Origin of the sequence: Pseudomonas sp. PB120 (assembly GCF_009761815.1) — a bacterium.
In the GTDB taxonomy this organism is placed as follows: Bacteria; Pseudomonadota; Gammaproteobacteria; order Pseudomonadales; family Pseudomonadaceae; genus Aquipseudomonas.
In genome coordinates, this window is sequence record NZ_RWIN01000156.1 from 1 (window position 1) to 17716 (window position 17716).

At 59.9% G+C, this 17716-nt stretch carries 19 protein-coding genes; 10 read left to right on the forward strand and 9 right to left on the reverse strand.

Going from position 1 to position 17716, the window contains the following annotated elements; all coding sequences use genetic code 11:
• Nucleotides 1-166: 166 nt before the first annotated feature.
• Together osmE and EJA72_RS28210 are read right to left on the reverse strand one after the other, a co-directional pair.
• A complete protein-coding gene (gene osmE, locus EJA72_RS28205) occupies nt 167-520 on the reverse strand; it encodes an osmotically-inducible lipoprotein OsmE (protein WP_157715146.1) in 354 nt (117 codons plus the stop codon).
• A gap of 14 nt (nt 521-534) precedes the next feature.
• Entirely contained in the window at nt 535-774 is a 240-nt protein-coding gene (locus EJA72_RS28210) for a hypothetical protein (RefSeq protein ID WP_157715147.1), read from the reverse strand.
• Between the two features lie 169 nt (nt 775-943).
• On the opposite strand from EJA72_RS28210, the gene EJA72_RS28215 reads away from it, so the two are divergent.
• Nucleotides 944-1162 (forward strand): hypothetical protein, encoded by a 219-nt coding sequence (locus tag EJA72_RS28215; RefSeq protein ID WP_157715148.1) that lies wholly within the window; start codon nt 944-946, stop codon nt 1160-1162.
• Between the two features lie 70 nt (nt 1163-1232).
• On the forward strand, nt 1233-1568 hold the full coding sequence (locus EJA72_RS28220; protein WP_157715149.1) for a hypothetical protein: 336 nt from the start codon (nt 1233-1235) through the stop codon (nt 1566-1568).
• 2 nt (nt 1569-1570) lie between these two features.
• On the opposite strand, the gene EJA72_RS28225 is transcribed toward EJA72_RS28220, so the two are convergent.
• On the reverse strand, nt 1571-2140 hold the full coding sequence (locus tag EJA72_RS28225) for an Rrf2 family transcriptional regulator (RefSeq protein WP_157715150.1): 570 nt from the start codon (nt 2138-2140) through the stop codon (nt 1571-1573).
• Nucleotides 2141-2429: 289 nt separating this feature from the next.
• Between EJA72_RS28225 and EJA72_RS28230 the strand changes: the two genes are divergently transcribed.
• From EJA72_RS28230 to EJA72_RS28245, 4 genes are all read left to right on the forward strand, one after another.
• Nucleotides 2430-3632, forward strand: a complete 1203-nt coding sequence (locus tag EJA72_RS28230) for an NAD(P)/FAD-dependent oxidoreductase (RefSeq protein ID WP_157715151.1) — start codon at nt 2430-2432, stop codon at nt 3630-3632.
• A 138-nt stretch (nt 3633-3770) separates the two neighbouring features.
• Nucleotides 3771-5060 (forward strand): FAD-binding oxidoreductase, encoded by a 1290-nt coding sequence (locus EJA72_RS28235; protein WP_157715152.1) that lies wholly within the window; start codon nt 3771-3773, stop codon nt 5058-5060.
• A 25-nt stretch (nt 5061-5085) separates the two neighbouring features.
• The gene (locus EJA72_RS28240) at nt 5086-5640 is read left to right on the forward strand and encodes a helix-turn-helix domain-containing protein (RefSeq protein ID WP_157715153.1); all 555 of its coding nucleotides are present in this window, start codon (nt 5086-5088) and stop codon (nt 5638-5640) included.
• A 24-nt stretch (nt 5641-5664) separates the two neighbouring features.
• Complete coding sequence (locus EJA72_RS28245) at nt 5665-7011, forward strand: glutamine synthetase family protein (protein ID WP_157715154.1); 1347 nt, start codon at nt 5665-5667, stop codon at nt 7009-7011.
• A 333-nt stretch (nt 7012-7344) separates the two neighbouring features.
• Here EJA72_RS28245 and EJA72_RS28250 read toward each other — a convergent pair whose 3' ends face one another.
• Nucleotides 7345-7977: a response regulator transcription factor gene (locus EJA72_RS28250; protein WP_157715155.1), complete on the reverse strand. Its 633-nt coding sequence runs from the start codon at nt 7975-7977 to the stop codon at nt 7345-7347.
• A gap of 32 nt (nt 7978-8009) precedes the next feature.
• Nucleotides 8010-9377, reverse strand: coding sequence for a cache domain-containing protein (locus tag EJA72_RS28255; protein ID WP_157715156.1), 1368 nt, complete (start codon nt 9375-9377; stop codon nt 8010-8012).
• Between the two features lie 236 nt (nt 9378-9613).
• Here EJA72_RS28255 and EJA72_RS28260 point away from each other — a divergent pair, with 236 nt between their 5' ends.
• The 3 genes from EJA72_RS28260 to EJA72_RS28270 all read left to right on the forward strand — a co-directional run bounded on the left by EJA72_RS28260 (nt 9614) and on the right by EJA72_RS28270 (nt 12450).
• Nucleotides 9614-11671 (forward strand): carbon starvation CstA family protein, encoded by a 2058-nt coding sequence (locus EJA72_RS28260; protein ID WP_157715157.1) that lies wholly within the window; start codon nt 9614-9616, stop codon nt 11669-11671.
• 15 nt (nt 11672-11686) lie between these two features.
• Entirely contained in the window at nt 11687-11884 is a 198-nt protein-coding gene (locus tag EJA72_RS28265; protein WP_157715158.1) for a YbdD/YjiX family protein, read from the forward strand.
• Between the two features lie 278 nt (nt 11885-12162).
• Complete coding sequence (locus EJA72_RS28270; RefSeq protein WP_157715159.1) at nt 12163-12450, forward strand: hypothetical protein; 288 nt, start codon at nt 12163-12165, stop codon at nt 12448-12450.
• 10 nt (nt 12451-12460) lie between these two features.
• Here the strand turns inward: EJA72_RS28270 and EJA72_RS28275 are convergent, their stop codons facing one another.
• Nucleotides 12461-12691: a DUF6555 family protein gene (locus EJA72_RS28275; protein ID WP_157715160.1), complete on the reverse strand. Its 231-nt coding sequence runs from the start codon at nt 12689-12691 to the stop codon at nt 12461-12463.
• 186 nt (nt 12692-12877) lie between these two features.
• Here EJA72_RS28275 and EJA72_RS28280 point away from each other — a divergent pair, with 186 nt between their 5' ends.
• Nucleotides 12878-13915, forward strand: a complete 1038-nt coding sequence (locus EJA72_RS28280) for a GGDEF domain-containing protein (protein WP_157715161.1) — start codon at nt 12878-12880, stop codon at nt 13913-13915.
• Between the two features lie 60 nt (nt 13916-13975).
• On the opposite strand, the gene EJA72_RS28285 is transcribed toward EJA72_RS28280, so the two are convergent.
• The 3 genes from EJA72_RS28285 to EJA72_RS28295 form a co-directional block, all read right to left on the reverse strand.
• Nucleotides 13976-15283 carry an OprD family porin gene (locus tag EJA72_RS28285; protein ID WP_157715162.1) on the reverse strand — a complete coding sequence of 436 codons (1308 nt, stop codon included), beginning with the start codon at nt 15281-15283 and terminating at the stop codon, nt 13976-13978.
• 131 nt (nt 15284-15414) lie between these two features.
• Nucleotides 15415-15987, reverse strand: coding sequence for a PPC domain-containing DNA-binding protein (locus EJA72_RS28290; protein ID WP_157715163.1), 573 nt, complete (start codon nt 15985-15987; stop codon nt 15415-15417).
• 131 nt (nt 15988-16118) lie between these two features.
• Nucleotides 16119-17696: an aldehyde dehydrogenase (NADP(+)) gene (locus tag EJA72_RS28295; protein ID WP_157715164.1), complete on the reverse strand. Its 1578-nt coding sequence runs from the start codon at nt 17694-17696 to the stop codon at nt 16119-16121.
• Between the last annotated feature and the right edge of the window lie 20 nt (nt 17697-17716).

The window sequence follows — 17716 nt, forward strand, 5'->3', positions numbered from 1 at the left end:
CTGCTGGCGATGGACGTCAACGATAACGCGCCCAGTCTGGATGATCGCGTTGTCTGGAAGTCCATCGCCAGCAGGCTGGCTCCCACAGGGGAATGTGTACGCCAGAAAATCACCGTAAGGGCTAAACCATTGGCAGCCGTTACGCAGAAACGGATATGCCCGCAATCTAATAACCACCTCCCCCAGAACTGCGCGAAGGCTCCCGGGCTTTCTGCTGCACGGCACTCCACTCCGCACAGGTCATGAAACTCTTGTGATCAACCCGGCCCCGATCATCAAAGCTCACATTGAACGCCTGCTTGTGCCCGCTCTTGATCAGCTTGTAATCGAAACACGTACCAGGCTCAACCTCGCGATCAGAGATCGATACCGGCTGGCCGCCAATCTGCTGAACCTGCTCCTTGGTCATGCCATTCTCGACCTTGGCCACCAGCGGCTGATCTCCATAAAGCCGTGATTCACTGCTGCAACCCGCCGCCGCTGACAGGACAACCATCAACGCAAACAGGGGCTTGTTCATGGCAAACGCTCCCGCTAATGAGGTTTCGTTCGAGTGATGGCCCGCGCCTTGATTTCTTCGGCGTAGCCTGACAGTCGTTCTTCATCTCCTTGAAACAGGTCACACAGTCGCATCACTGCCTCGGCGTCCGTATCATTTCCGGCCCGACGCAATTGCTCTGATAAACGCAACAACTCAACCGCCGACCACCGAAGATCCGATGCCACGCCTTGCAGGTCGCGTCGAAATTCTTGTTCAAGTTCGTTAAGTCGCATGGTGATCTCCTGCTAATTTCCGCTACCCAAGATTAGTCCCATTTCGCAGGCGAGGCGTTGTGTTCGTCTGATCCAAAAGAGCTGCCATTGGTCGGGAATCTGCAGGCGAACGAGCAAGCGTGCTGTCGTAGTGGGGTAGCAACTTCTCGCCAGGGTGGGGCAGCCTCAAATGACGACTACCGATGACTTCAGGTTCCACGCACACGAGCTGATCGTCGATCTGGACGCGGCCACCTCGGCCATGATGAAGCTGATTTCGGCTCATCAACTCAACGGCCCGGAATGGGAACGGGTGACTCAATGGCAACATGAGGCCTATGAACGATGGATGACCTATCTCAATACGCGGTCATACGCCGAGCCCGGGGAAAACAGCGCTAACCCTTAAATCGATACCGCGAATGGATGTCCGGGCAACGACACGCTACATTTTCCTTTTTAAGGAATAAGGACGTGTCATGCGGATGTTGATGGGGGGCGTGTTGCTGGCACTGCTAGCGGGTTGTTCGTTGCCCGCTTCGCTGGTGCCGGGTGAGCCGAATGTCAGCAAGCACAGCGAAAAGCCGCCGAAGGAGTACGCGGCGTGCGTGCTGCCGGCCTGGCAGCAGGAGGTTCCGAAAACGGCGCAATCCACCATCTCCAATGGCTACAGGATCACCGCGCCGAGCATCATCACGGCGGACGAGATTCTCGACATCGTGAAATCGAAGGACGGCAGCCAGGTCTCGCTGTATCAGGGGCCACCCTGGGCGAAGTCGGCGGCGATGCGCAAAGCAGTCCGGGACTGTCTGTAGAGTCAGTCGGCGATTTCGGTGACCTGGATCAACGCCTCGTCACTGGCGGGTGCGCCTGACGCGCTTTTCCTTTCCCGTCGATCATTCATCCAGTGGTCGACCTTCGCGCCAAACTCCGCCGGGGCTTTTCTGCCGACCCTTCTGGCGAGGTCCAGGATGGTCTGCTGGGCGAGGGCGTCTTCCATGCGTTTCTGGGCGGTCATCATGACCGCATGAACGGCGCAGGGGCCGGCCACTGCCCAGTCGGGGGTGTTGCCTTCGAACAAGGCACAACGCCCCCGAATCTCCCGGCAATCGAAAATGAGCTTCTGGCCATCGATGGCGTTGACGATGTCCAGAACGCTGATCTCATCCGCCGGCCGGGCCAGCTTGAACCCGCCGCGCACGCCTTCGGTGGCCACCACCAGTTTTGCCTTGGCCAGTTTGGTGAAGATTTTTGCCAGGTAATCCAGAGGCACGCCTTGCAGCTCGGCCAGGTCGCGCACACTCGCTTCACGGGTATCGCCGCAATTGCCCACCAGAAAAATCAGGCAATGAATGCCGTACTCAACGCCCGCGCTATAAAGAGACATCGTTATCTCCGACTAATGTTGTCGTAAATATTAACAGCGGTCCGTGCGCCAAGCAACGAAATGCCTGTTTTCCCATGCTTTTGATTCCTCAGGGCCATTCTCTATGAGCCTGCATTTATGGCGCTGTTCGGACGAATTGACGGCGGAGATGACAGCCATTCGTAAAAAAAGAGTTGTGCGTTATAACTCGGATCGATAGAGTCGTAGTTGTTCGGTCGGCAACGGCAATCTTCCTGCCGAGGCGCATGACCTCAACGCATTCAACACTCGGTCTTTCCTGGAGTTAAAAATGAAACAGCAAATCCTGGTAATCGGCGCAGGTTTCGGTGGCATGTGGACGGCGTTGAGCGCCACGCGTCTTTTCGACATCCATGGTCACAACGACGTTGAAGTCACTGTGCTGGCGCCTCAGGCCGAGTTGCGTGTTCGTCCGCGCTTCTACGAACCGAACGCTCATCAGTTGGCCGCACCGATTGGCGAACTGTTCGATGCTGTGGGCGTGAAGTTCATCAAAGGTGCCGCCGAGACCATCGACGTGGACAAGAAAACCGTCGGCTACACCGATGCGTCCGGCCAACCGCAAGTGGCCAGCTACGACAAACTCGTTCTGGCCACTGGCAGCCGTCTCGCTCTGCCAGACACCCCTGGCGTGGCCGAGCACGCTTTTGACGTCGACCAGATCGAACAAGCCGTGCGCCTGGAAAATCACCTCAAGTCCTTGGTCAACCTGCCAGAAAGTTCTGCACGCAACACCGTCGTGGTGGCCGGCGGTGGCTTCACCGGGATTGAAACGGCGACTGAAATGCCGACACGCCTTCGTGCCATTCTCGGTGATCGCGCCGACATCAAGGTGATCATCGTGGATCGCGGCGACACAGTGGGCGGCTCCATGGGCGCCGAAATCGCTGAAAAAATCGCCGAGGCCAGCACCGAAACCGGCGTGGAATGGCGTTTGAAGTCTTCGGTCGTGGCGGTCGATGAAAACGGCGTCACCCTGGCCGATGGTCAACGCATCGAGACCAAAACCGTGGTCTGGACCACCGGTGTACGGGCCAGCTCGCTGACCGAACAGATCCCTGGCGAGCGCGACAAGCTCGGACGCCTGCACGTGGACGGCCATTTGAAAGTCATCGGTCAGGACGACATCTTCGCCACCGGCGACGTGGCTTACGCCGCCTCTGACGACATCGGCAACTACGCGTTGATGACCTGCCAGCACGCCATCGTGCTGGGGCGTCATGCCGGTAACAACGTGGCCGCGCAGATCCTGGGTGTGGACCCGACGCCGTACAGCCAGCCCAAGTACGTGACCTGCCTGGACCTTGGCGCCTGGGGCGCGGTGTACACCGAGGGTTGGGATCGCCAGGTCAAGCTGGTCAAGCAGGAAGGCAAGTCGTTGAAGACGCAGATCAACACGGTGTGGATCTATCCTCCGGTCGCCAATCGTGAAACAGCGTGGGCCGCGGCCGATCCTTTGATCCCGATTGCCTGATCGCTTCTGACTGTTTAAGCAAAATCCCGCCCAGGTTTTCCTCGGCGGGATTTTTTTTGCGTCTGGAACAGTTGCAGGCGTGAAATATAGTGTGTATTTTTTCATGAAATTATAAGTATAAAATTTCATGAGGCCCGTATGTTTCAGCACTCAACCCAGCATGTTGCCAGTTACTACGCTCACACCTGCGCTGATCGCCTGGTGGATCGCGCGGCATTGGAAGGTGAGCACGAAACCGAAGTGCTGATCATCGGCGCCGGTTTCAGTGGCTTGCACACGGCGTTGCGATTGGCGTTGGCCGGCAAGCGCGTGACGGTGCTGGAGGCGAGTCGGGTCGCGTGGGCGGCATCGGGGCGCAATGGTGGTCAGGCCATTCTCGGTTGGTCGTGCGACATGCCGCCGCTGGAAGCCGCGCTGGGTCATGAACGCGCGCGGCGGTTGTGGGACAGCATGCGTTGGGCGGCGCAGGAGCTGCGCGCATTGCCCGGACGTCATGAATTCGATTGCGACTATCGGCCCGGGCACCTCTGGACGTCGGTCATGCCGCGCCGGGTGAGCCTGCTGACCGAGTGGCAACACGAAGCCAGCCACAAGTGGGGGCACGACAGCCTGCAGTTCATCCCGCGTACGCAGTTGCCGGAATGGGTCGCCAGCGACCGTTATCAGGCGGGGCTGTTCGATCCCGAAGGCGGGCATCTGAACCCCCTGAAACTGGCGCTGGGCCTGGCCGCCGCGATTGAGCGCGCCGGTGGGCGAATTCATGAACAAAGCAAAGCGTTGAGCTATCGCGAGGAGGGCGATCACTACGTGGTCGATACCGAGCGCGGGCGGGTTCGCGCCGATGTCCTGGTGCTCGCATGCAACGCCTACCTGGACAAGCTCGATCCGCAACTGGCGAGCTGCGTATTGCCGGTCGGCACGTATCAGGTGGCCACCGCGCCACTCACTCAGGCACAGGCGAACGCGCTGATCCCGAGCAATGTGTGCGTCACCGACAATCAGTTTGTCCTCGATTATTTCCGCCGTACGCCGGATAACCGGCTGCTGTTCGGCGGCGGCTGCACCTATCTGGGCGGGATGCCGAAGGACATCGCGGCCGCCACCCGGCCGTTTCTGGAACGGGTATTTCCCCAGCTCAAGGGTGTCGGGCTGGACTTTGCCTGGGGCGGGCACATTGACCTCACCCTCAAGCGTACGCCGGACATCGGTCGACGCGGTGCGCTTTATTGGCTGCAGGGTTACTCCGGGCACGGGGTGCTGCCGACACTGGCCGCGGCGCGCGCCGTCTCCGATGCGATACTCGGTCAAACAGACGAACTGGCCTTGTACCAGGCGCTGGTCAACGACCGTTTTCCCGGTGGCAAATACATGGCGGCACCGCTGGAGGCCATCGGCAAGGCCTGGTATCGGTTACGCGACAGCATTTGAAGTATCTATTTCTGGAAGCCCGTGCATGGACATGCAAGAAGAAATATCGGCGTTGGCGATCCTGATCCAGGACCTGCGCAAACACAAAAAATACACCCTGAAGGAACTGGCGGACAAAATCGGCCGCTCCGTCGGTTTTCTCTCGCAGGTCGAGCGCGGGTTGTCTCGTCCCACCGTGGCGGATCTGACCGCCATCAGCGAAACCCTGGGCGTGCCGACCACCTATTTCTACAGCCTGCCTAAACCCATGGCATTGCCATGGGTCACCCGGCCGGATGAGCGGCGCACGCTGTACTACGCCGACGGGATCACCGACATCCTCGTGTCGCCGAAAATGCGCGCGTCCTTTTCGATGCTTGAAAGCCAGTTGGAGCCCGGCGCCAGCAGCGGCGACCGGCACATGAACGACAGCTCGGAGCAGGGCGGCTACGTCCTGGAAGGCGAATTGACGCTGTGGCTCGATGACGATCAGCCGGTGACGCTGCGCACCGGCGACAGTTTTCAGCTGGCCAGTCATACCCATTGCCGCTACGGCAACCTCTCGGACCGGCTGGCCCGAGTGCTCTGGGTCTACACCTGATAAAGACAACAAGGAACACCAACGATGGAAGCTGTTTGCTCTGATCTGCTTGCCGAGGTTCGCGCGTTTCGCCAGCGCTACCCCGATGTGCGTTATGTCGACCTGATTGCGCTGGATATACCCGGGCATTTCTACGGCAAGCGCTACCCGATTGAAATGCTCGAGAAGGTCGCCGCAGGCAGCGCCCTCAAGTTGCCGCAAAACTGCGTATTGCTCGGCACCCAGGGTGGGCTGTTCAAAATCGGTGACTACTGCTTCAACGACGGCGATCCGGACGCGCCGCGCCGCCTGGTGCCCGGCACGCTCAAGCCAGTGAGTTGGGAAAAACAACCGCTGGGGCAGATGCTGATCACGTCCGATGGCACTGAAAAGCCCATTGAGTTCGAGCCGAGAGAAGTGCTGGCCCAGGTGCTGCAACGGTTGCGGGGTAAGGGTATTTGCCCGGTGGTGGCGTTCGAGCTGGAGTTCTATCTGTTCGATCGGCAGCTGCGTGACGGCTTGCCGCAATTCCCCCGCGACCCGCTGACGGACGATCCAGACGATCAGCCGAACATGCACATCGAACGCTTGTCGCGGTTTTCCTCGGTGCTTGATGACATGGTCGAGAGTGCGCGGGCACAAGGCATTGATGCCACGGTGATCACCGCCGAGTTGGGCCCGGGCCAGTTCGAGATCAATTTCGGCCACCTCGACGATGGCCTGCGTGCCGCCGACTGGGCTGCCCTGTTTTGCCGCAGCACGCGCGGTGTGGCACAAAAGCACAACTACCGCGCCAGTTTCATGGCCAAACCATACTTGCAGCACCCGGGCAGTGGCATGCACGTGCATGTGAGCCTCTACGATGAGGCCGGCAATAACCTGTTGGCGGCCGACGGCCAGCGGCCATTACGCCATGCGGTGGCGGGTTGCCTGGAAGCCTTGCCGCATTGCATGCCGATCTTCGCCCCTAATCACAATGCCATGCGCCGTTTGAGCGGCACGGTGAACGTCGCGACACGCGCCAGTTGGGGCTTTGAAGATCGGGATGCCTGTTTGCGCGTTCCGGAGTCGGACGCTAAAAACCTGCGGATCGAACATCGCCTGGCGGGTGCCGATGCCAACCCGTATCTGGTGCTGGCGGCGATTCTGGTTGGTCTGGAGCAAGGGCTTGAGGCGGGCCGTGAGCCGATCGCTTCACTGAACGAAGATCGCGGCAGCGGCATCGATTTCCCGACGGAAATGCTCGAGGCCGTGCGGTCGATGCAAAGCAATGCACTGCTGCGCGAGGGCCTGGGGGCCGAGTTTGTCGAGGTGTATTGCGAGAACAAACGCCAGGATCATCTGGCGTTCATGCAGGAAATCAATGCGCGGGAATATCGCTGGTTTCTCTAGTGCCCATTAAAATTGTGTGGATATATAAGAGGTTAGAAAACTTAGTAACTGGATGGTGAATAAAAATATCTTGTTACAGCGGGAAACATTCCGTAATATCCGCGCCGCGTTCACCACCACGGTTTATGCATTTTTAAATCCCAGGCGTCCATCAGCTGCCTGGGATTTTTTTTTTTTGCCCGGGTTTTACAGTTTTTTGTAGGCGCGAGCTCGCTCGCGATGGGCGTTAACGATGATGTGGGCGCCCTGGATGAGCGCGTCGCTCTCGGGTTCTTCGCGAGCTCGCTCGCTCCTACAGTATTAAAAGCTTTGATTTGTAGCGGGGGCAGCCGTTCAGCGCGAAATGATCCCGTGATCGATCGCGTATTTGACCAGCGCGGCGGGTTTGTCGATGTTGAGTTTGCGGCGGATGCTCAGGCGATGGGTTTCGACCGTGCGCACGCTGATGTCCAGTTCGCGGGCCATTTCCTTGTTGTTCAGCCCTTGGGCCATTTTGTACAGCACCTGGCTTTCACGCGGTGTGAGCTCGTTGTCGGTGCTTTTATCGGCGATGAGCCGCTGGGCAATGTCGGCGCTGTAGAACGTCCCGCCGCTGGCGATGGCTTCTATCGCGGCGATGATTTCCCGTGACGGCGAGTTCTTCAAGACGTAGCCGCTGGCCCCCGCGCGAACGGACTCGCTCACGTATTCGTTGTTGTCGTACATGCTCAGCATCAACACCTTGAGCGTCGGGTATTGCGCGCGCAACACGCGGGTCAGTTCAAGCCCGTTCATGTCCCGGAGGCTGATGTCGACCAACAGCAGGTCGGGCTTACAGCGTCCGACCATCTCGATCGCGTCGGCGCCACTCTCGGCTTCGCCCACGACCTCCAGAGGGGCCATGACCGCCAGCAAGGCTTTGATCCCGTCACGAACCAGGGCGTGATCGTCGACCAGGGCGACGCGGATGGGGTGGGGCAGGTTCATCGCAGGCAATCACTCTTGTTGTTGGGGGCGAGTCAGCGTTTTACGCCGGGCGTTTTCATCGGCAGCCAAACGTCCAGCTCACTTCTGCCGGGCATGGAGATCAGGTCGAAGCGACCCCCGAAATGCTCGACACGTTCACGAATATTACGCAGGCCGATGCCCGCGTGGCGACGCTCGACCTGGGCGACGTTAAAACCGATACCGTCATCGACCACTGTCAGGCGCACGGATTCTTCACAGCCGTGCAGGGTAATGTCGACATTTTTAGCCTGGGCGTGACGCTCGATGTTGGTCAGGCCCTCCTGCACGATGCGAAACAGCGAGACCGCGGCACCGTCGACCAGGTGACAGTCGAATTCATTGTCGTTGAAGGTCACCTTGAGGCCACTGCGTTGCTCGAATTCCGCCGCCAGTTGGCCGATGGCCGCGGGCAGCCCCAGGGTGTCGAGCAACGACGAGCGCAAGTCATGGGAAAGGCTGCGCACCTCGCCAATCGCGTCGCCCAGGCGCTCGGTGGCTTCTCTTAATATGCCCAGGCCCTTGTCGTGGTCTTGTCTGTTTTCCAGCACATGACTGGCCAGTTCGAACTGAAATTTGATCGAGACCAGCACCTGGCTGATGCCGTCGTGCAATTCACGGGACACTCGCGTCCTTTCCTCTTCCTGCAAGCTGACAATACGCTGGGTCAGGCGCTGCAGTTTTTTGTCGGCCAGACGGTGCTCGCTGACGTTCAGTGTCATGCCGCTGGCGAACACAAACAGCACCGCGACCAGCGCCACTACGGCAATCGCCAGCATGGTTTTGCGGATGCCCTGGGCCACTTCGTCGCGTGCCTGTTGGGTGGCGCGTTCTACGTCTTCAAGGTAGATGCCGGTGCCGAGCATCCAGCCCCAGCGATCCAGCATCACCACGTAGGCGAGCTTGTCGGTGACCTGGCCGGAGGAGGGCTTGTTCCAGGCGTAGCGCTGAAAACCTTCGCCGGATTCCGCGCTTTTCAGCAGTGCCTGGATCACCGGCAGGCCATGCGGGTCCTTCATGTCCCACAGGTATTGGCCCACCAGTTCCGATTGGCGCGCATGCATCAGGCTGCGGCCTTCATGGTCGTAGACAAAAAAGTAGCCATTGATGCCGAAGCTGAGTTTGCGCAGTTCTTCCAGCACTTGTTGCTGGGCGTGCGCGTCACCGTGGCCATCGTCGTACAGCGGCGCGATCAGGCTCTGCGCCATTTCCACGTAGTTTTTCAGTTCGGCGCGCTTGCTGGCCAGGATGCTGTCTTCGATCAGCTGCGCCTGTTGATCGCCGAGTTGCCGGTTCAGGGAAATGACCAGCGCACAAATGACCGCGATCGCCAGGACCAGTGGCAGGATTCCGAGTGCGACGATTTTGTGTTTGAGCTGCATCTGTGCTCCTGACCGGACCGAAGGAGGGCGAAGGGCCGGCATCATATGCCAAAGATACGCTTTTGTATTTCAACAGACAGATCGGGGTTTTCTACGTAGAACTACGTAGAGCGCACGTACGTAGTAACGCGGATTTTTTTGTAGACGCCATGCGGGGATAGTGGGCCAGCTCCGCCCAGCGGACACAATTATAAAAATTACCGCCGCAGTCACTGGCTGTCGGCAGGAGACACGCTATGCCCCGTCTGGCTAAACACCTCGCCTGGTTTGCCGTGGCTGTCCTTGGAGCGTTTGCGCTAAGTGTCGTGGCCCTGCGCCGCGGCGAAGCGATCAACGCCCTCTGGATCGTAGTCGCAGCCGTCGCTATCTATCTCGTCGCTTATCGCTATTACAGCCTGTTCATCGCCACCAAGGTGATGCAACTCGACCCCAATCGTGCCACGCCCGCGGTCATCAACAACGATGGCCTGGACTACGTGCCGACCAATAAACATGTGCTCTTCGGCCACCACTTCGCGGCTATCGCCGGCGCGGGCCCGCTCGTTGGTCCAGTCCTGGCGGCGCAGATGGGCTATCTGCCCGGCACGCTGTGGCTGATTGCCGGCGTGGTGCTGGCCGGTGCGGTTCAGGACTTCATGGTCCTGTTCATGTCCACCCGCCGCAACGGTCGCTCCCTGGGGGACATGGTCCGTGAAGAAATGGGTCGCATCCCCGGCACCATTGCGCTGTTTGGCTGCTTCCTGATCATGATCATCATCCTCGCTGTATTGGCGCTGATCGTGGTCAAGGCCCTGGCCGAAAGCCCATGGGGCATTTTCACCGTGATGGCGACCATCCCGATTGCGATGTTCATGGGCATTTACATGCGCTACATCCGCCCGGGCCGCATTGGTGAAATCTCCGTGGTCGGCGTGCTGTTGCTGCTGGGTTCGATCTGGCTCGGTGGGCAGATTGCCGCTGATCCGGTCTGGGCCAAGGCCTTTACCTTCACCGGCATCCAGATCACCTGGATGTTGATCGGTTACGGTTTCGTGGCGGCCGTGCTGCCGGTGTGGCTGATTCTGGCCCCCCGTGACTACCTGTCGACCTTCCTCAAGATCGGCACCATCGTCGCGCTGGCCATCGGCATTCTGATCACCATGCCCGACCTGAAAATGCCGGCCCTGACCCAGTTCATCGACGGCACCGGGCCGGTATGGAAGGGCGGTCTGTTCCCGTTCCTGTTCATCACCATCGCCTGTGGCGCGGTCTCGGGTTTCCATGCGCTGATTGCTTCCGGCACCACGCCGAAGCTGTTGGCCAGTGAAGGTCATGCCCGCTACATCGGTTACGGCGGCATGCTGATGGAATCCTTCGTCGCCATCATGGCCATGGTTGCCGCGTCGGTGATCGAGCCAGGCGTGTACTTCGCCATGAACAGCCCGGCGGCCCTGGTGGGTGCCGATGTTGTTTCGGTTGCACAAACCGTCAGCAGCTGGGGGGTTGCCATTACCCCGGATGCGCTGCAAGCGGTGGCCAAGGACATCGGTGAGACCACCATCCTGGCCCGTGCCGGCGGTGCCCCGACCCTGGCGGTCGGTATCGCGCAGATCCTGCACCACGTCCTGCCGGGTGAAAACACCATGGCGTTCTGGTACCACTTTGCGATTCTGTTCGAAGCGCTGTTCATCCTGACGGCGGTTGATGCGGGTACCCGCGCCGGTCGCTTCATGCTCCAGGATTTACTCGGCTCCTTCGTGCCGGCACTGCGCCGTACCGATTCCTGGCCGGCCAACCTGATCGCGACCGCCGGTTGTGTGGCGATGTGGGGTTACTTGCTGTACCAGGGCGTGATCGATCCATTGGGTGGCATCAACACCTTGTGGCCGCTGTTCGGTATCTCCAACCAGATGCTGGCCGGTATCGCGCTGATGTTGGCGACCGTCGTGCTGATCAAAATGAAACGCCAGCGCTACGTCTGGGTCACCATGCTGCCCGCGGTATGGTTGTTGATCTGCACCGTCACCGCCGGCTTCATCAAGCTGTTCGACGCCAACCCGGCGATCGGCTTCCTGGCCCTGGCGAAGAAGTACAGCGATGCGCTGGCCAACGGTCAGATCCTCGCGCCGGCCAAGGACATCACGCAGATGCAGCACGTGATCTACAACGCCTACACCAACGCAACCCTGACGGCGTTGTTCCTGTTCGTGGTCTTCAGCATTCTGTTCTTCGCGCTCAAAGTCGGCATCGCCGCCTGGGGCACCAAGGAACGTACGGATAAAGAAGCACCATTCCAGGCCGTGCCACAGGCTTGATGGAGAAGGGTGCCCATGTTCAATGACCTGAGTCGCCTCGGTAAATACCTCGGTCAGGCCGCGCGCCTGATGGTCGGCATGCCCGACTACGACAACTACGTCGAGCATATGCAAAGCAAACACCCGGACAAACCGGTGATGAGTTACGAGGCGTTCTTCCGGGAACGCCAGGAAGCTCGATACGGCAGCAAGGCAGGGCCGAAGTGTTGTTGATGCAACACCAGGCTTGATGCCACTCCCTGTGGGAGCGAGCCTTTGTGGCGAGGGAGCTTGCTCCCGCTGGGTCGCGAAGCGGCCCCAAAAGCTTTGCGACTGCTTCGCAGCCGAGCGGGAGCAAGCTCCCTCGCCACAAAGGGTCGCTCCTACATTTGTTTTTGCGATCGCATAGGGATATGGCGCAATGCCATTGAACCAGAGCCCAAAGTGCGGGACTATCTGTGCAGTTCGCCCGGCCGCCGAGCCGGGCTTTTGCCATGGAGTCACACGAGGCGATGGATATGCCAGGCGAAAACGCTCAAACCCCTTTTCCCGTCAGGCGCACCACATGGCGCTGGCGGATTCTGTTCATCAAGGTCTGGCTGATTGCAGCCTTTCTTCTGGTGATCTTCTTGGGCTTGGGTGTGACCGCCATCATGGCGGGGACCAGCGACGAACTTGAGTGGGGGCAGCGTGTTTCTGCCTTCGGCGTCGGGGCGCTGATCATTGTTGCGGGCCTGGGCATTCTGAAAGCGCTGATCCCGGAAAAAGCCTTTGCCGTGTTGCTGCGCAAAGGCACTTGAGTGAAGGTTGTTACGGTAACGCGCGCCATTTAACCTCGGTCAAGCCGCAGCGCTCGGCATGCTCGCGCAGCGTCGCGTGGGATTGGTCGGAAATGTTTTGTGCATAGGCGAGCCCGATACCGGCATGCAGGCACGCGTAGTACCACGCGTCTTCATCACTCATGTGCGAGTCGAATTGCACAAACACCTGCGCATTGGCGTGTAGGCAGTAGGTGATTTGAAAGTGTTTGAGGCCGGGCATTAAGTTCTCCTGCAGTTCCCACTATGACACTAGTGGCTCCGTGCCAGTTCGATTTTTTTCATCCTGCGCTGTACCCAACGGTCACACTTAAGGTTTAGGATTAAGTTGTGTAAGTAAATGGCTGTTTGCATTGAGTAAGGCTATGCTCCATTTACTTTCGTTTTCCCGATGACTAACAGTGACCGCATGAACCAGTCAGAGAAACGCGCAACGGCCCTAGCGCTATACCCCGAGGACACCCGCGAAGCGGCTGCGTTGCTCAAGCAGGCGGTGCCGCTGATGGTTCGTCACAATATTCCGCCGAACCCGGTGCACTACGCGCTCTGGTACACCTACAGCAAGGGGGCGAACCCCGAACTGAACCGTCACATTGATCGAGTGGTGCGGGATTTCGAGAGTTTTCCGCCTGAATCGGCCACCAAACTGTTCCGCGAATACATCATTCGCGACGAACTGGAAGACGCCCGGGTCGGGCAACAACAGGCGATCAACCTGGTCGACGGCATGGAACGGGACGTTTCGCGCAGCGTCAGCGGCAGCCTCAACTACCAGAACAGCCTTGGGCATTGCCTGGAAATGCTCGATTCGCCGGTCGAGAAGAGCCTCCCGACGATCCTTAACGAGCTGCAACAAAGCACTCAACTGATGCAGGATCAGCAAGCCCTGTTCCTCTTCCAGTTGCGCTCCGCCCAAAACGAAATCAAAACCCTGCGCGAAAAACTCGAGCAAGCCAGCCTGGCCGCATCGCTGGATGGCCTCACCCAGTTGCTTAACAGAAACTCCTTCAACCGGGTGCTGGAACAGGCCTTGAGCAAGGCGCCGAAAAAAGTCGCCCTGGTCATGCTGGATATCGACCACTTCAAGAAATTCAACGATGAATACGGCCACCCGCTGGGCGATCGCGTGCTCGAACACGTCGGGCAGGTGCTGCGCAACTCATTGCCGCCCGACGCCGTGGCGGCACGTTATGGCGGTGAAGAGTTCTGCGTCGTGATGCATGAATGCAACGATCTGGACACGGCCCGTGCGTTTGCCGAACAACTGCGCCTGAAAATCCAGTCGTTGCGGATCAAGGCGCGAGGCACCGACACGGTGCTCGACACCATCGCGGCGTCCTTTGGTGTGGCCCTGTCCAAACCGGGCGACACGCTGGAAACCCTGCTGACCCGTGCCGACGATGCGCTCTACCTGGCCAAACGCAGCGGGCGCAATCGCGTGCAATAACCGGCGGCGGAAGGCCGACCTGTCAGTGCGATCACTGACGGGCCAGCGTGTGACGCGTTATTACAGCAGCGGAATGCTGTAACTCACGATCAAGCGGTTCTGATCCTGATCGCGGGCTGCCTCGCTGTTGGATTTGCCGTTACGCCATCCGAATCCGACCCCTTTGAGCGCTCCGGACTGCAGCACGTAATCCAGGCTGATGTCTCTCTCCCACTCTTTCTGGTTGTCGCCGGACACCGTCTTGATGTTGTCCCCGCTGAGGTACATGACCGACGCTTTCAGGCCGGGCACGCCCAGCGCCGCGAAGTCGTAGGCGTATTGGCCGAACGCCGTGCGTTCGCCTGCGCGGGTGAACGTTTGAATCAAACGATCGGTGTACAGATAAAGGCTGACCCCGGCGGCGCCCTTGTCTGGCAGGCCGCCCTGATTGAGCTGCGTGAAGCCGCTGCCACTGGACACACTCTGATAGCCGCCCGTGATGGCGTGGCCACCCAGGGTGTAAATCAGCGCGGCACTCCACGTTCGATTGTCGATCTCGCCATCACCGTGCTCGGTAAAGCCGCTGATTTTGTAGCCGGAGGTGCCCGAGCTGTTCGCCCCTGAAGCATCTGTCTTGAAGTAGCGCAGGTCGGTTTTCAGGGATTGATTGTCCGAGATCGCCAAGGTGTGGATCAGCCCGAAAAACTGCTGCGTGTAATAGTCGTCGAGGTGCGCGTAGTAATACTGGGCCGTCAAATCCTTGGTGATTTTCCAGTCGCCCCCGGCGAAGTCGAAGGCGTTGCTTTCACGGGTGCCGCCCGTGGCGGCCAGGCCGGTTTGATCGCTGGAGGCCCGGCCGGTCGAGTGTTCAAGACGGCCGCCCGAGAGCGTCAGGTCCTTGAACTCGGCCGAGGTCACCTGGCCCCCTTCGAATGTCTGCGGCAGCAGACGGCCATCGTTGGACACCAGGATCGGCAGTTTGGGCATCAATGTGCCGAGGCGAAGTTCGGTCTTGGACACTTTGACTTTGCCGGTCAGGCCCAGCCGGCTCCATTCGTCGACAGCGCTGTTGTCGCTGTCTGACGGAATCATGCTGCTGCCGACGTGCCGTCCCTTGCCGCTGTCCAGCGTGATGCCCATCAGCCCCAACGCATCGACACCAAATCCCACCGTGCCAGCGGTGTAGCCCGACTTGTAGTCGAGCATGAAACCCTGCGCCCATTCTTCGGTTTTCGACGGTGCGGCGGTGCCATCGCGGTTGTCGTTGTTGAAGTAGAAATTCCTCATCCCCAGCGTGGCTTTGCTGTCACTCAGGAAGTCCGCGTGTGCCTGAGTGCTCAGTGCCACGGCACCCAGTGCGAAGGTTAAAGCGGTTCTGTTGCTGCGCATGTGTATCGCCCCATTTATTTTTGTAGTTTGAAGTCGGGAGCGGACGTGTCCGCGAATGCTCAATGGTGGTGGCTCCCGCCGTGGCGGGTGTCGGCAAATGACTGTGCCGGCGGGAGCGTGAAGCGCCTGGGTCAGATCCCTAATACGTTGGCGCCGATGCAGGGGTCGATGCCGCGTTCGAGCCGGCGCTGATGGACGATGACCGTGATTTCCATCGAGCCGGTGGTGACTTCAAAGTCGAGGATGTGGCCGCCGTAGGCTTGGAACGTGGCGTCACCGGCAACGCCGTGCATGTGGATCGAAGGCTGGTCGTTCTTCCAGGCCACGGAGCCGGTGATGCTGGCCATCTCGACGCTGTTAAGCGTCTTGGCGTCGAAGTCTTTTTTATCCTTGTTCCAGAACCCGAACTTCACGTTGCCAAAGCCGATACCGCTGATGGAGGCACTCGGGATCTTTTCGGCGATGGCCAGTTTGGTCAGTTCCTTGAACGCGTTGTCGCCCATGCGCAGGACCATCAGGTAACCGGTGGGGGTTTTGGTGTAGCGCGGTGTGGCTTCAGTGGCACATTGCATGGGCGCTGTCGTCGCGGTGGGAGTGGTTTCGGCAACGGCCAGTTGGATGACCGCCGTGTTGATCATCACGGCGGCGGTAACGGCCAGCATCAGTTTGCAAAAGCGCTGTTTCGGGTGACGTTGAACGTGCATGCGACTTCCTCGGTTTTTGTTGTTGTGTGGGTGAAGCGGTTTTTGGGACGAGCGAATCCGACGCCTGTTGTTCAACAGGCGCGGAGGGTGTGGCTGACGGTGGGTGTCAGTTGAAACCGGTTGGCTGAGAGTTACAGCGCGTCGCGGCTGCTGACGCCGTCAACCAGTCGGGCGATGCCCAGCGGGTTGGCGTTTTTCAAGGCCTCGGGTAACAAGCCATCAGGGCAATTCTGGAAGCACACCGGCCGCAGGAAACGGTCGATGGCCAACGTGCCGACCGAGGTGCCGCGCGCATCCGACGTGGCCGGGTACGGCCCGCCGTGAACCATGGCATCGCAGACTTCCACGCCGGTGGGGTATCCGTTGAACAGCACCCGTCCGACTTTCAGTTCCAGCAGGGCTAGCACGTCGCCGAGGGTATCGAGCTCCGTCTCTTCGACCATCAGCGTGGCGGTCAATTGCCCGCGTAAACCATGCAATGCCTGGATCAGTTCAGCGTGGTCGGCGACTTCCACCACGAGGGTGGTGGGGCCGAACACTTCTTCCTGGAGCAATTCATCACCGTTGATCAACAGGCTCGCGTCGGCCTGGAACACTTGCGGCCGCGCCCGATCGCCTTGTTGTTCGGCGCCGGCCAGGTGCGTGATGCCGGGGTGCGCCCGAAGGTTGTCCAGGCCGTGGCAATAGCTCTTCAGCGCGCCGGCGTTGAGCATGGTTTGCGCCGGTTGTTCACTCATCAAACCGCTAAAGCGATCGAGGAAGGCCGTGAACTCCGGCGAGCGAATCCCCAGCACCAGACCGGGGTTGGTGCAGAACTGGCCGGCACCCAGCACCACAGAAGCGCTCAACTCGGCGGCGATTTTTTCGCCCCGTACCTTGAGCGCGTCGGGCATCAGCACCACCGGGTTGATGCTGCTCATCTCGGCGAACACCGGGATCGGTTGAGGGCGAGCGGCCGCCATGTCACACAAGGCTCGGCCGCCACGCAACGATCCGGTGAAGCCGACTGCCTGAATGGCCGGGTGCTTGACCAGCGCTTCACCGACACTGCCATAAAGCAGGCTGAACACGCCGTCAGGCATCCCGGTTTTTCGGGCGGCGCGGCTGATTGCATCCGCGACGTAATCGGCCGTTGCCATGTGGCCGCTGTGGGCCTTGAACACCACCGGGCAACCGGCGGCGAGGGCGGAAGCGGTGTCGCCGCCGGCGGTGGAGAAGGCCAGCGGAAAGTTGCTGGCACCGAACACGGCGACCGGACCGAGCCCGGTGCGGTACTGACGCAGGTCGGGGCGCGGCAACGGTTGGCGGTCCGGCAGCGCACGGTCGATGCGCGCGCCGTAGAAATCGCCCCGGCGCAACATCGTGGCGAACAGGCGCATCTGGCCGCTGGTGCGGGCCCGCTCACCTTGAATGCGTCCGGCGGGCAGGGCGGTTTCCCGGCACACCAGGGCGATGAACGTCTCATCCAGCGCATCGAGTTCCGTGGCGATGGCATCGAGAAAAGCGGCGCGGCGAGCGGCGGACAGGTTGCGAAACGTCGGGTATGTCGCGGCTGCCGCTTCTGCGGCTGCATTCACTTCTTCCACGGTCGCCTGATGGAAACGATAGGGCAAAGCTTCGCCGGTGTTCGCATCGTGGCTGTGCAGGGTGGTCGAGCCTTGCGCCGAACGGCCGCCGGCGATGTAGTTGTGGCCTGAAACTTCAAACATGGTGGACTCCTGATGAGCAG

Excerpts from the sequence above, each read along its gene's own strand:
- osmE (WP_157715146.1), bottom strand. The coding sequence starts at position 520 with ATGAACAAGCCCCTGTTTGCGTTGATGGTTGTCCTGTCAGCGGCGGCG.
- EJA72_RS28210 (WP_157715147.1), bottom strand. The coding sequence starts at position 774 with ATGCGACTTAACGAACTTGAACAAGAATTTCGACGCGACCTGCAAGGC.
- EJA72_RS28215 (WP_157715148.1), top strand. The coding sequence starts at position 944 with ATGACGACTACCGATGACTTCAGGTTCCACGCACACGAGCTGATCGTC.
- EJA72_RS28220 (WP_157715149.1), top strand. The coding sequence starts at position 1,233 with ATGCGGATGTTGATGGGGGGCGTGTTGCTGGCACTGCTAGCGGGTTGT.
- EJA72_RS28225 (WP_157715150.1), bottom strand. The coding sequence starts at position 2,140 with ATGTCTCTTTATAGCGCGGGCGTTGAGTACGGCATTCATTGCCTGATT.
- EJA72_RS28230 (WP_157715151.1), top strand. The coding sequence starts at position 2,430 with ATGAAACAGCAAATCCTGGTAATCGGCGCAGGTTTCGGTGGCATGTGG.
- EJA72_RS28235 (WP_157715152.1), top strand. The coding sequence starts at position 3,771 with ATGTTTCAGCACTCAACCCAGCATGTTGCCAGTTACTACGCTCACACC.
- EJA72_RS28240 (WP_157715153.1), top strand. The coding sequence starts at position 5,086 with ATGGACATGCAAGAAGAAATATCGGCGTTGGCGATCCTGATCCAGGAC.
- EJA72_RS28245 (WP_157715154.1), top strand. The coding sequence starts at position 5,665 with ATGGAAGCTGTTTGCTCTGATCTGCTTGCCGAGGTTCGCGCGTTTCGC.
- EJA72_RS28250 (WP_157715155.1), bottom strand. The coding sequence starts at position 7,977 with ATGAACCTGCCCCACCCCATCCGCGTCGCCCTGGTCGACGATCACGCC.
- EJA72_RS28255 (WP_157715156.1), bottom strand. The coding sequence starts at position 9,377 with ATGCAGCTCAAACACAAAATCGTCGCACTCGGAATCCTGCCACTGGTC.
- EJA72_RS28260 (WP_157715157.1), top strand. The coding sequence starts at position 9,614 with ATGCCCCGTCTGGCTAAACACCTCGCCTGGTTTGCCGTGGCTGTCCTT.
- EJA72_RS28265 (WP_157715158.1), top strand. The coding sequence starts at position 11,687 with ATGTTCAATGACCTGAGTCGCCTCGGTAAATACCTCGGTCAGGCCGCG.
- EJA72_RS28270 (WP_157715159.1), top strand. The coding sequence starts at position 12,163 with ATGGATATGCCAGGCGAAAACGCTCAAACCCCTTTTCCCGTCAGGCGC.
- EJA72_RS28275 (WP_157715160.1), bottom strand. The coding sequence starts at position 12,691 with ATGCCCGGCCTCAAACACTTTCAAATCACCTACTGCCTACACGCCAAT.
- EJA72_RS28280 (WP_157715161.1), top strand. The coding sequence starts at position 12,878 with ATGAACCAGTCAGAGAAACGCGCAACGGCCCTAGCGCTATACCCCGAG.
- EJA72_RS28285 (WP_157715162.1), bottom strand. The coding sequence starts at position 15,283 with ATGCGCAGCAACAGAACCGCTTTAACCTTCGCACTGGGTGCCGTGGCA.
- EJA72_RS28290 (WP_157715163.1), bottom strand. The coding sequence starts at position 15,987 with ATGCACGTTCAACGTCACCCGAAACAGCGCTTTTGCAAACTGATGCTG.
- EJA72_RS28295 (WP_157715164.1), bottom strand. The coding sequence starts at position 17,696 with ATGTTTGAAGTTTCAGGCCACAACTACATCGCCGGCGGCCGTTCGGCG.